This window comes from Pseudarthrobacter sp. MEB009 (assembly GCF_030208875.1).
In the GTDB taxonomy this organism is placed as follows: domain Bacteria; phylum Actinomycetota; class Actinomycetes; order Actinomycetales; family Micrococcaceae; genus Arthrobacter.
This window is the reverse complement of the sequence record NZ_JARVTC010000007.1, coordinates 320,173-332,384: the sequence shown is the minus strand read 5'-3', so window position 1 is coordinate 332,384 and position 12,212 is coordinate 320,173. Positions and strand designations below refer to the sequence as shown.

At 65.6% G+C, this 12,212-nt stretch carries 10 protein-coding genes and 2 tRNA genes; 5 read left to right on the top strand and 7 right to left on the bottom strand.

Translation table 11 applies throughout. The features are described 5' to 3' along the window. Positions 1 to 83: 83 nt before the first annotated feature. Positions 84 to 692, top strand: coding sequence for a sigma-70 family RNA polymerase sigma factor (locus tag QRN07_RS07415; RefSeq protein ID WP_050687876.1), 609 nt, complete (start codon positions 84 to 86; stop codon positions 690 to 692). A gap of 10 nt (positions 693 to 702) precedes the next feature. Beyond that, positions 703 to 1,560: an anti-sigma factor gene (locus tag QRN07_RS07410; RefSeq protein WP_157370897.1), complete on the top strand. Its 858-nt coding sequence runs from the start codon at positions 703 to 705 to the stop codon at positions 1,558 to 1,560. Between the two features lie 78 nt (positions 1,561 to 1,638). On the opposite strand, the gene QRN07_RS07405 is transcribed toward QRN07_RS07410, so the two are convergent. From QRN07_RS07405 to QRN07_RS07390, 4 genes are all read right to left on the bottom strand, one after another. Further along, entirely contained in the window at positions 1,639 to 2,418 is a 780-nt protein-coding gene (locus QRN07_RS07405) for a PIG-L deacetylase family protein (RefSeq protein WP_050687878.1), read from the bottom strand. 4 nt (positions 2,419 to 2,422) lie between these two features. Next, on the bottom strand, positions 2,423 to 3,376 hold the full coding sequence (locus QRN07_RS07400) for an electron transfer flavoprotein subunit alpha/FixB family protein (RefSeq protein WP_285240726.1): 954 nt from the start codon (positions 3,374 to 3,376) through the stop codon (positions 2,423 to 2,425). Between the two features lie 14 nt (positions 3,377 to 3,390). Then, on the bottom strand, positions 3,391 to 4,191 hold the full coding sequence (locus QRN07_RS07395) for an electron transfer flavoprotein subunit beta/FixA family protein (RefSeq protein ID WP_050687880.1): 801 nt from the start codon (positions 4,189 to 4,191) through the stop codon (positions 3,391 to 3,393). 242 nt (positions 4,192 to 4,433) lie between these two features. Further along, a complete protein-coding gene (locus QRN07_RS07390) occupies positions 4,434 to 5,999 on the bottom strand; it encodes a S1C family serine protease (RefSeq protein ID WP_050687881.1) in 1,566 nt (521 codons plus the stop codon). Between the two features lie 288 nt (positions 6,000 to 6,287). On the opposite strand from QRN07_RS07390, the gene QRN07_RS07385 reads away from it, so the two are divergent. The 3 genes from QRN07_RS07385 (at position 6,288) to QRN07_RS07375 (ending at position 10,757) form a co-directional block, all read left to right on the top strand. Next, positions 6,288 to 8,339, top strand: coding sequence for a TPM domain-containing protein (locus tag QRN07_RS07385; protein ID WP_197273622.1), 2,052 nt, complete (start codon positions 6,288 to 6,290; stop codon positions 8,337 to 8,339). A gap of 112 nt (positions 8,340 to 8,451) precedes the next feature. Next, positions 8,452 to 9,240, top strand: a complete 789-nt coding sequence (locus tag QRN07_RS07380) for a PspA/IM30 family protein (protein ID WP_050687883.1) — start codon at positions 8,452 to 8,454, stop codon at positions 9,238 to 9,240. Between the two features lie 89 nt (positions 9,241 to 9,329). Next, positions 9,330 to 10,757 (top strand): cryptochrome/photolyase family protein, encoded by a 1,428-nt coding sequence (locus QRN07_RS07375; protein ID WP_285240725.1) that lies wholly within the window; start codon positions 9,330 to 9,332, stop codon positions 10,755 to 10,757. Between the two features lie 42 nt (positions 10,758 to 10,799). Here the strand turns inward: QRN07_RS07375 and QRN07_RS07370 are convergent, their stop codons facing one another. From QRN07_RS07370 to QRN07_RS07360, 3 genes are all read right to left on the bottom strand, one after another. Beyond that, the gene (locus QRN07_RS07370; RefSeq protein ID WP_050687885.1) at positions 10,800 to 11,732 is read right to left on the bottom strand and encodes a cytochrome b/b6 domain-containing protein; all 933 of its coding nucleotides are present in this window, start codon (positions 11,730 to 11,732) and stop codon (positions 10,800 to 10,802) included. A gap of 141 nt (positions 11,733 to 11,873) precedes the next feature. Beyond that, a tRNA-Met gene (locus QRN07_RS07365) sits at positions 11,874 to 11,950 on the bottom strand. A gap of 114 nt (positions 11,951 to 12,064) precedes the next feature. Then, positions 12,065 to 12,138 (bottom strand) — tRNA-Met (locus tag QRN07_RS07360). Positions 12,139 to 12,212 lie beyond the last annotated feature (74 nt).

The following is a 12,212-nucleotide window of genomic DNA, read 5'->3' as shown; positions in this document are numbered from 1 at the left end:
TAGACGCAGGTTCCAGGACCAGGGCCCGGCAGCCGGGCTGCGGTGCGCAGGTTTCACCGCCCGGAGACTTATGCTTGGAAGTAATGGAAACTCCCAACGCGCCAAATACCGAGGCCCCGGCAGCGGTGACAGATTCGCCGGCTGATCTAAGCCGCCGCCTCGCCGTGCTGCTTGCCGGCATTGCCCAGGGCAGCCAACCGGCCTTTGCGGAGTTTTACCAGCTCACCTCGCGCCGGGTCTTCGGCATGGCCCGCCGGGTCCTGATCGACCCGGAACTCAGCGAGGACACCACGCAGGAAGTGTTCCTTCAGGTGTGGCAGAACGCCTCCAAATTTGATCCGCAGGCCGGGAGCCCGCTCTCCTGGCTGATGACCATTTCGCACCGCCGCGCAGTGGACAAGGTACGGTCCTCGCAGTCATCCACTGACAGGGAAGCCAAATACGGAGCCAGCAGCCAGGACATTGCCCACGACAGCGTCTCAGATGAAGTGGGCAGCCGGCTTGAGGCCGAAGCAGTTGTCAGGTGTTTGGAAACGCTGACGGAAACGCAGCAGGAATCCGTCCGCCTGGCCTACTACGGCGGCCTGACCTACCGGGAAGTCGCAGAGCGCCTCAACGCGGCGGTTCCCACCATCAAGTCCCGCATCCGCGACGGACTGATCCGACTAAAGACCTGTTTGGGGGTGAGTTGAGATGACAGGCATGAACGATGGACGCACCAGCCGCTCAGGGTCCTTCGGCGACACCGTTGCCGCGGACCTCGCATCCGGGCGTGCCGTGGACCTCGCTGAACTGTATGCCCTGGACGCCGTCACGGATCCCGAACGCGAGCTCATCGAAGACTACCTTTCGGCCGCACCCCCGGCCGAGCGAACCGCCTTCCTGGAACGTGTCCGCCAATCCCGCGAAACGCTGGCCATGACCTTCAAAGCCGAAGAGGAGCCCCCGGCTGACCTCTTTGACCGCATCATGGCGCAGCTGCCTGTCCAGAGCACCACAACGGAGCAGGCGCCAGCCGTGCCACCGGTCACGGAGGCGGTCACTGAATCAGCAGCGCCGGCTCCTGCACCCGTCGACGAACTGGCCCGGGCCCGGCAACGCAGAACTGACCGTAAGCCCTCCGGCGCACGCCGCTGGTTTGTGGGTGTGGCTGCCGCGGCAGCCATCGCCCTGGGCGGCGTGGGTGTGGGTGCATACCTCGCGGACCAGAACGATCCGCTCAACCAGGTGGTCCGGGCCAGCGACTTGCGGGTAGCCTCCGTCGACGTAAGCGGCGGCGGAACGGCAACCCTGCAGATTTCGTCTGCCCAGGACGCTGCAGTGGTCAAGATGAAGGACGTTCCGGCACCCCCGGCCGGCAAGGTCTACCAGATGTGGCTGATCCCCAAGGATGGCTCCGCGCCGGTATCCCAGGGCCTGATGGATGCCGAAGCCCTATCCAAGCCCGCTGTGGTCCGCGGAATTTCCTCCGCCGCCAGCCTGGGCATCACGGTGGAGCCGGTGGGTGGATCCACGTCCCCCACCTTGCCCACGGTGGCTGCCGCTCCCCTGGGAGCCTGAACCGCAGTAGAACCATAAGCGCCCCGCCTGCCTTTTCCAAGGAAGAGACAGGCGGGGCGCTTGCCGTATCCGGGGCGGTCAGAAACCGGCGATGGTCCCGGGACCGTTGACTGCCACAACATGGAAGGCTTCGGCGCTGCGGCCCTGCGGCAGTCCACCGCGGGCAGCATTGCCCTGCATACCCCCGCGAACTGCAGCCTCCATCGCCTGCACATCCGGATGCTGGCTGACATGGACATGGATTGCCGCGAGCTTGGCATCCACCTGCTCCGTGACATCAACAAAGTGGTTTTCCCTGTCGGCAGGACCAGCATAAAGCCACAGCCACGGCAGTTTGTAGGCGTCCAGCCCGGCTTCCGCCAGTTCCGGGTACGCGAACGGGTTTTCCACGGCGGGGTACACCGCACGGGTCACCGCCTCCCCCACCGCCAGGTGGTCAGGGTGGCTCTTCTGGATCCGGTCCCAGTTGCGTTCCGGGTGCATGGCCAGTACGACGTCGGGCCTGATCTCCCGGATCAGCCGCACCACTTCCTTCATCACCCCGTGCGAGGGTTCAAGATAACCGTCCCGCTGGTGCAGGTAGTGGATGTCCGCGACACCCACCAGACCCGCCGCGCGGCGCTGCTCGGCGTCCCGCAGGGCGATGATGTCCGCCCTGTGCGCAGGATCAAAGCCGCCGGCGTCGCCGTCGGTCATGATGCAATAGCTGACCTGGACTCCCGCCGCCGTCCAGCCGGCGATGGTGCCTGCCGCGCCGAAGTCGATGTCATCAGGATGGGCCGCAAAACAGAGCACCCGCTCAATCCGGTGCTTTTCCGGATTGAACGGGCTCTGTCCCTGGCGCGGGGAAAAACTCACTGCATCAGCCCTTACGCTTCTTGATCTCTTCGGTGGCCTGGGGCAGGACGTCGAAGACGTCCCCGATGATGCCGAAGTCCGCAATCTCGAAGACCGGGGACTCGGCGTCCTTGTTGATGGCAACAATGACCTTGGCGGTCTGCATGCCGGCCTTCTGCTGGATGGCTCCCGAGATGCCGGCGGAGATGTACAGCTGCGGGGACACGGTCTTGCCGGTCTGTCCCACCTGCGCATCATGGCTGATCCAGCCGGCGTCGGTTGCTGCCCGGGAGGCGCCCACGGCAGCACCCAGCACATCGGCCAGGGCTTCCACGGGACCGAAGTCGCCGTCCAGGCCGCGGCCACCCGCCACCACGATCCGGGCATCGGTGAGGTCCGGCCGGCCGCTGGCGGCCTTCTGCTCACGGGCGGTGATCCGTGCTGCAGCCGCTGTGCTGTCCGCCGGGACCTCGATCGTGACTGCCTCAGGACTGCTGGGCGCCGCCGCAGCCTCGGGGACCACGTTGTTGGCCTTGACGGTCACTACCGACACCGGGGTGCTGGCCTTGCAGGCGGTGGTGTAGGAGCCGGCCAGGACTGACTTGTGGGCCGTTCCGTCAGCTTCCACGGCAACAGCGTCCGTGATCACACCGGCACTGAGGCGGACGCCCAGGCGGGCGGCAATTTCCTTGCCCTCCGGTGAGTTGTCGAGCAGCACAATGCCTGCGCCGGCGCTTTCGACGGCGGCGGACAGGTACGCGGCCTTGGGGGCCACCAGGAAATCGTTGAGGTCCCGGGCTGACGGGTGGAAGACGGTGCCTACGCCGTATTCGGCGAAGGTGGCGGCAACGGCGTCGGACACGTCCCCGTTGACGGCGACTGTGCTCTCACCCAGGGTGCGCGCCAGTGTCAGGAGCTCAAGGCTGCTCTTTTTGAGCGAAGCGCCGGGGTTGTCGATGAATACAAGTACTTTTGCCATGTTCGTGATCCCTCTTAGAGCAGCTTCTGGGCGGCCAGGAAGTCAACCAGCTTGATGCCGGCGTCGCCTTCGTCGGTGATGATGGTGCCGGCTGTCCGCGGCGGGCGTTCCTCGGCGCTGGCCACTGTGGTCCAGGACCCTGCGTGGCCCACCTGCGAGGCGTCCACACCGATGTCGGCGAGGGACAAGGTGGTGATGTTTTTGCGCTTGGCGGCGATGATGCCCTTGAAATTGGGGTACCGCGGCTCGTTGATCTGGTCCGTCACCGAGACAACGGCAGGCAGCGGTGCCTCCACCGTCTCAGAGGACGTGTCGGCGTCCCGGCGGGCCGTCAGGCGTCCGCCTGAAACCTCCAGCGACGACGCGAAGGTGACCTGGGGCAGGCCAAGCCGCTCGGCGAGCTGCGCAGGCACCAGGGAGGTCTCCCCGTCGGTCGATGCCATGCCCGTGATGACCAGGTCGACGGCCCCATCGGAGCCAAGGTGCCGGACAGCTGCGGCGAGCGCCAGGGAGGTGGCGGCGGCGTCGGAGCCGGCCAGCGCGGTGTCCGTGAGGTGGACGCCTTCGGTGGCGCCGATCTGGAGGGACTTCTTGACCGCGTTGACAGCGGCGGCCGGGCCCATGCTCAGGGCGATGACCTGGTTTCCGGCTTTGCTGCCGCCGCGTGCCTCGGCAAGCTGCAGGGCCGCTTCGAGGGCGTATTCATCCAGCTCGGACAGGATGCTTTCGTCCCGGTCCGTGGTGTGGCCGGCCCCGGTGAGGTGACGGTCGAACTGGGCGTCCGGTACATGCTTGACCAGGACAATGATCTTCAATGTATCTTCCACTGTAGTGACAGCAGCCTTCCGTGCGTATGGGCAGCCAGCCGGATAAGGTCATGGCCGCGGAATGCCCGGCATCCGGGTAGCTCCTAGCTAACCATATAGAAGGACAGGCTTTCCTTCTTGCGTTACGCGGAGCCGGTGCCGTTACGGGAAAATTTCCCAACGAACGACGGCGGCGCCCCCACCTTCGTGGGGACCCCGCCGTCGTGGTTTCCTGCGTTTGCCGGGCCGGGTCAGCTGGCGGCCTCACCAAGCGTGACGTCGAACGTCTGTTCTGAACCGTTGCGCAGCACCGTGATTTTCACTTTGGCGTTGGCGGCCTGTTCGCGGACCGCGGCGGTCAGCTGGTTGGGTTCGCCGATGGCGAGGTCGTTGAACTTGGTGATGACGTCGCCCACCTTGATGCCGGCCTTGCCGGCGGCGGAGTCGGATTCTACGGTGGCGACGTCAGCCCCGACGGAGAAACCGGAGGAGCTGGTGGTGGACCCGCTCGCCGACTTTGCCTTGACGCTGACTCCCAGCTGGCCGTGGGAAGCCTTGCCCGTGTCGATGATCTCCTGCGCCACGCGCTTGGCGTGGTTGATGGGGATACTGAAGCCGACACCGATGTTTCCGCCCGTGGTCGAGGAGGAATCAGAGCCTGCGGACGCAATCGCCACGTTGACACCGATGATCTCGCCGCTGGTGTTCACCAGCGCGCCGCCGGAGTTGCCGGGGTTGATCGCTGCGTCCGTCTGGATGACATTGATGGCGATGGAGCCCTTGTCCGCGGTCTGCTGGCTCTGGCCGCCACCTGGAGGCGCGAACTGGAAGCCCCCGTCTTCGCCCTGGGTGGTGTCGCCCTCTTCAGGGGCCGCCGAGGACGCCACACTGATGGTCCGGTTCAGGGTGGAGACGATGCCGTCCGTGACCGTGCCGGTCAGGCCGAGGGGGGAGCCGATGGCGATGGCGGTGTCGCCCACGTTCAGCTTGCCCGAGTCGCCCAGGGTGGCCGGGGTGAGGCCGGAACCGGCATCCACCTGGATCACCGCAAGGTCGGACAACGGGTCGGTGCCCACGAGCTTGGCCGTGAGGACCCGGCCATCGCTGGTGCGGACCTCAAGGGTGGCGTTGGCACTCTGCCCATCGAGGGTGACCACGTGGGTGTTGGTGAGGATGTGGCCCTGGTCGTCCAGGACGATGCCGGAGCCCGTGCCGCCGGCGCTTCCGCTGGCGGCACTGATGGTCACCACGCTGGGTGATGCCTTCACCGCCGCGGCGGTGATGGCATTGACCTTTTCCTGGTTGTTGACGATCACGGTTCCGGGCTGGCTGTTGCTGCTGGCCGTGGAGGTTGAGCCGCCGTTGCCAAAAAGCTCGCCGGAGCCAACAGTGGCAACACCGCCACCCACCAGCCCGGCGGCCAGGATGCTGGCCACCAGGGTGCCGACGCCGAACGCGGCCTTGCGCCGTGGGGCGTCCTTGGGGTTCGGGGCCGTGGCCACTCCCCCGGCGGCTGCGTGCGCGCCGTAGTGGTTTGCCTGGTGCTGCTGGTGCCCGCCGTACTGCGGGTTCGGCTGGTGCTGCTGCTGGCCGTAGAACGGCTGGTGCTGCGGGTACACCGGGCGGGGTGCGCCGGGGATCTCCTGGGTCTGGTTCCGGGGGATCTCCTGGGTCTGGTCCTGGCCGGGGGCGCCGCCGTCCTCATGCCGAGCCTCCGCGGGGGTTCCGCCGGACTGCGTGGAGTCCTGCTGCCACGGGTTTCCGCGGTTGCCGCGGGGGTCCTCGGGGGCCGGTCCGGGGGTTTGGTTCTCAGTCATGGGACTTCCTTTCAATCCTCGTCTGCATTAACTATGGACTGCGATGCTGGATCAAGCTCGGATGTTTGCTGTGAGCTTGCTGAAGGTTCCGGCGACGGCGAAGTTCCACCATGGTTCCCCGTTTCGCTGGTGGCATATTTGCCGTCATGGACGGGCTTCGCGGTGCACCATAGAATCAAGATGAATTGCCACAGCGACCTGCGGCTTCACACGAGCGTGGGGGCGCTGCTGGATTCTGAGACGACTGATTCGTCCCGAATCGGTGTCAGGCGTGCTGAAGGGTTGCACATGCGGTCAAAGATCAAACGTACACTCGCCGTGATCGGCCTTGCCGGTCTGCTGGCGCTTCCGGCCGGGGCGGCCTGGGCTGAGGATCCGGTGACGATTCCCTCGGGAACCAACATCGTGGACAATGCCAAGGTCCTGGGGTCGCGGGAAGGCGACGTCCAGAAAGCCATTCAGGATCTCCTCAAGGACCACAAGTACAACCTGTATGTGGTGACGGTGGATTCTTTCGAGAATCCGACCAACCCCAGCGAGTGGACCCAGGCGGTTGCCACGCAGAAGGGGATGGGCCGGGCCGATGCAATCCTGGCCATCGCTACCGTGGATGGAAAGTTTAATTTCGCCACGAATTCCTCGAGCCCCATCCGGGCCGAACAAGGGAACATCACCCAGAACGCCGTCACGGCCAATCTCGCCGGCGGTAAGAAAGACTATGCCCAGGCTGCCATCGACACGGCTTCAGCGATAGGCAACGCCGCAGGTGGTGGATCCGGGACTGTGTCCTCCGGGAACGGCGCAGGTACCGCTGTACTCGTGGGCGCAGGCGTAGTTGCCGCGGGTGGTGCCGGTACTTTCCTGTACCTGCGCAACCGGCGCAAGAAGACTGCAGGACAGGCTTCGACCGGAAATTACGGTCCGCAGGGCGCCGATCTCGACCCGCTTGCAGGACTCACCGTGGAGGAACTCCGCCGCAAGAGCGGATCCCTGCTGATCGAAGCTGACGACGCCATTAAAACCAGCGAGCAGGAGCTCGGGTTCGCGCAGGCCCAGTACGGCGACAACGCCGTGGGCAACTTCACCAAGGCCCTGGACGAAGCCAAGGCCCACATGAGCGAGTCCTTCAAGCTCCAGCAGCAGCTCGATGACCACATCCCTGACACCGAGGAGCAGCAGCGCACCTGGCTGGGCGAGATCATCCGGCGCTCAGAAGCCGCGTTGAGCTCCCTCCAGGAACAGAAGGCAGATTTCGATTCGCTGCGCGAGCTCGAAAAGAATGCTCCGCAGGCCGTGGCAGCCGTCAATGCCGGCGCAGCCGAGGCGGATGCGAAGATCGCCAGCGCCGAGCAGTCGCTGACCCTGTTGCGGTCCAAATACGCAGACTCCGCACTGACCCAGGTGTCGGACAACATCCTGCAGGCCAAGGAGCGCCTGGCGTTTGTCCAGAACGCCACCGCTACAGCCGGCCAGAAACTGGCGGAGGGCGAAAGCAGCATGGCGGCGGTAGCCGTCCGTGCGGCCGAGGAAAGCCTGCACCAGACAAATGTCCTGATCGATGCCATTTCGCGGGTCTCCGCCAGCCTGGACGACGCCCACAACGGCCTCGAAGCGGCCGTGGTGGACACCTCACAGGACCTTGCCCAGGCCCGGGCCATCATCCAGTCCGGTGCACACCCTGAGCTGGCCGGGCCGGTGGCGGCTGTCGAAGCTGCACTGGCACAGGTAAAAGCCGAAATTCAGGGCGGAAAAATCGACCCCATTGCAACGCTGCAGCGGGTTGAGACGGCCCACCAGTCCCTTGACCAGTCACTGACGGGCATCCGGGACCAGCAGGACCAGGCCCGACGCGCGCAGGCCTCCCTGCAGCAAAGCATCATGTCGGCGCAGGCCCAGATCAGTGCTACGTCCGACTACATCACGGCGCGGCGCGGCGGCGTTGGAACCGAAGCCCGGACCCGGTTGGCCGAATCGCAGCGCAACCTGGATTACGCGCTCTCCATCTCACGGACCGACCCGGTCACGGCATTGACATACGCCCAGCAGGCGCACGCCCTCGCAGCGCAGGCAGCCCAGCTGGCACAGTCGGACGTCAACCAGTTCGACGGCTACGCCAACCAGGGCTACGGCCGTGGCGGTATGTTCGGTGGCGGCGGCGGGGGTGGCGGCCTGGGCGGCGCCATCCTGGGCGGGATCCTGATCAACTCCATCCTCAACGGCGGCGGCGGTGGCGGCGGTTGGGGCGGCGGCCACAGCGACGGCGGTGGCGGCGGCTTCGGCGGCGGAGACTTTGGCGGCGGCGGCGGAGATTTCGGCGGCGGCGACTCGGGTAGCTTCTAGACTCCCATTCACCCAACAGAGGTGCCGGCCGGAACGACCCGGCCGGCGCACGGCAGTACACCACTGGCCACGACCCCAGTGGCCATCACAGAGCAGGACGAAAGGTATCACCATGGTTAAGCAGTCCATTTTCGGCCGTATCGCGCAGCTGGCAAAGGCTAACGTCAACTCCTTGCTGGACAACGCTGAGGATCCGCAGAAAATGCTGGACCAGATGGTCCGGGACTACACCAACAACATCGCCGAGGCTGAGTCCGCCGTAGCGCAGACCATCGGCAACCTTCGCATGCTCGAGGACGACTACAACGAAGACGTCAAGAACGCCCGCGACTGGGGCAACAAGGCCCTGGCCGCGTCGCGGAAGGCCGACGAGTACCGCTCCGGCGGGAATCCAGCCGACGCCGAGAAGTTCGACAACCTGGCAAAGGTTGCCCTCCAGCGGCAGATGGCGGCCGAAAGTGAAGCGAAGGGCGCCGAGCCCAGCATCTCGTCCCAGCAGGAAGTCGTGGCCAAGCTCAAGACAGGCCTGGACCAGATGAAGGGCAAGCTGAACGAACTCACCAGCAAGCGCAACGAGCTGGTGGCACGGTCCAAGACCGCCGCGGCACAGTCCCAGGTCCACGACGCGATCAAGAGCATCGACTTCATGGACCCCACCAGCGAGGTTGGCCGGTTCGAGGAAAAGATCCGCCGCGAAGAAGCCAAGGTCCGTGGCCAGCAGGAGCTGACGGAATCCAGCCTGGACGCCCAGTTCAACCAGCTTGAGGACCTCGGCGAGCAGGTTGAAATCGAAGCCCGCCTGGCTGCCCTTAAGTCCGGCGGCGCCAAGCCCGCCATCGGCGCTGCCGGTTCCGCTCACTCCGCCAACACTGTCGACGAAGCAGACTTCGACAAGCTGTAGGCCCTGCACCGACCATCCTGAACCAAACCGGAGAGGCCGGGGCTGTCAGCCCCGGCCTCAGCCGCGTCCGGCTTGTGTAGCGTGGTGGGATGGCTGCAACTGAAAAGACCTCCCTCGTCTGGCTGCGTGATGACCTCCGCCTGGACGACAACCCCGCGCTGACCGAAGCCGCCAGGCTGGGCCTGCCCCTGACAGTGGTCTACGTCCTGGACGAGGAATCGGAAGGAATCCGGCCGCTGGGCGGCGCAGCACGCTGGTGGCTGCACCACTCGCTGGCCGCCCTGGCCACGCACCTTGAGGAGAAGGGCTCACGGTTGGTGCTGCGCCGCGGCCCGGCCGGCGACATCATCCGGACGCTGGCCAGCCAGACCGGGGCAGGTCATCTCTTCTGGAACCGCCGCTACGGCCTGCCGGAACGTACCATTGACGCCGAGCTGAAGTCCTGGGCCGAGGAGGCAGGCATCGAAGCCACCAGCTTCCAGGCGAACCTCCTCTTCGAGCCCTGGACGGTCCGGACCGGAGCGGGTGGCCCCTACAAGGTCTACACACCATTCTGGCGGGCGTGCCTCGCCGCCCACGACGTCCGGGACCCACTGGACCCACCCGCTGAACTGCCCGCTCCGGCGGCGTCCGGGCGGGGGGTGCCGGCGAGCGACGCGCTGGGCAGCTGGAACCTGCTCCCCCACGCCCCTGACTGGAGCGGCGGGCTTGCAGCCACCTGGACGCCTGGCGAGGACGGCGCCGCACAGCGGCTCACCGACTTCCTGTCCGGCCCGGCCGATGATTACGGTACCGGCCGGAACATCCCGGGGACCGAAGGGACCAGCCGGTTGTCGCCCCATCTCCGCTTCGGCGAGGTCAGCCCGTTCCGCGTCTGGCGCGAGATCCGGCGCCGGTTCCCGCACCGGATACCGGCCGACGTCGGGATCTTCCGTTCCGAACTCGGCTGGCGGGAGTTCTGCTGGCACCTGCTCTACACCAACCCGGAGCTGGCCACCCGCAACTACCGCCCGGAGTTCGACAGGTTTGAGTGGGAGTCGCTGGGCAAAAAGGAGCTCGCCGCCTGGCAGCAGGGGCACACCGGCTACCCCTTTGTGGACGCCGGGATGCGGCAGCTGTGGCAGACCGGCTGGATGCATAACCGGGTCAGGATGGCCGCTGCCTCGTTCCTGGTCAAGAACCTGCTGGCCGACTGGCGGATTGGCGAGCAGTGGTTCTGGGACACCCTGGTGGACGCCGACGCGGCCAGCAACCCGGCGAACTGGCAGTGGGTGGCCGGTTCCGGAGCGGATGCATCACCGTACTACCGGATTTTCAACCCCGTCACGCAGAGCAAGAAGTTCGACGCCGCCGGAAACTACCTGCGCGAGTTCATCCCTGAACTTGCCGGGGTGGAAGGCAAAGCAGTCCATGAGCCGTGGACCGCCGACGCTCCCGGCTACCCGGCACCCCTGGTGGAACTGCCGGAGTCCCGGGAACGGGCGCTGGCGGCCTTCCAGAAGCTCAAGGACGCCTGAGCCGCGGGCAGGTGGGCGGGCCTGATTCAGGCCCGCAGGACCTCAGCGGCTGACTTTGCCCATAAGGGACGCGATGGGCCGCAGGAACAGCGGGCGGGCCAGGAACCACGCAGCCACCATTACCGCGACGGACACCAGGAACAGCCAGAACCCAAGCCATCCCTCGCCGTCGCTTACGGCATACATGTGGTTCAGGTTCCGCAATGCACCGGTGGCCAGGACCAGGAACACGTGGACCACGATGAACGCGACAAAGTAGATCATGACGGGGAAGTGCACGGCCCGGGCCCACTCGATGGGGAACGCCTTGTTCAGCGCGGGAGCCTTACGGGGCCAGGCCGAAGACATCCGCAGGCCCGTGATGAACGCCAGCGGCGCGGCAATGAACACTGTGGTGAAGTAAGCCAGCAGCTGCAGGGCGTTGTAGTTGATCCAGCCGTTTTCCGTGGGCCAGTTCAGTGCGGCGTACTGCAGCGCGGCGGACAGCGCGTTGGGGAAAACGTCCCAGCTGGTGGGCACGATCCGCATCCACTGTCCGGTGGCGAAGAGCAGGACGGCGAAGACCACACCGTTGAGGATCCACAGGGCGTCGAGCGTCAGGTGGAACCACAACTCCAGGGTGATCTTGGTGGGCGCATTCCGCGTCTTGATCAGACCCTTGTTGTTCCTGGTCCAGTGGCCGCTGGGCCGGGTGGTGGTGCGCACCTGCCAGCCGGTGCGGATGATCAGCAGCAGGAAAAAGCCGTTGAGGAAATGCTGCCACGCCAGCCACGCCGGAAAACCTTCCGGCGCAGCGGCCGGAAGTTCGGAATGGCCGGGATAGTCCGCCACGAAGGATGCGACCGCAGGCAGCCCGATGAGCCACCGTGCTGCCAGTACCAGCAGCACCAGTACCACAAGCGCCGCGGGGACGCCCCAATAGATCCTGGACCGCTTTCCTGCGGCGGTGCCTGGCTTCTTCGTGGGTGTGGACATCGAGCAACATTCCTTTCGAGAATGACCGGCCGGATTTCCACCGCGTGGAAGGCCCTGCGAATGAGAATACTAGGAAGTGCCGGTCATCACGGAAAAAGAAGACCCCGGCCGGCTGGTCAGCCGATCGGGGTCTTCTTCATATGGTTGCGGGGACAGGATTTGAACCTGTGACCTCTGGGTTATGAGCCCAGCGAGCTACCGAACTGCTCCACCCCGCGTCGCTTGATCAACACTACCCTACTTTTCCGACCCTCCGGACCACTGTCCCGCCAGGCTGCACCTGGTTGTTAAACAGGAAAGTCCGGACACTATGTGTCCGGACTTTCCGTCAGTTGCGGGGACAGGATTTGAACCTGTGACCTCTGGGTTATGAGCCCAGCGAGCTACCGAACTGCTCCACCCCGCGTCGCAAGATCTACTTTACCGGGAGGTGAACGTGGGGCCAAATCGGGAGGGCGTGATGTGCGTCTCGCAGCGGCG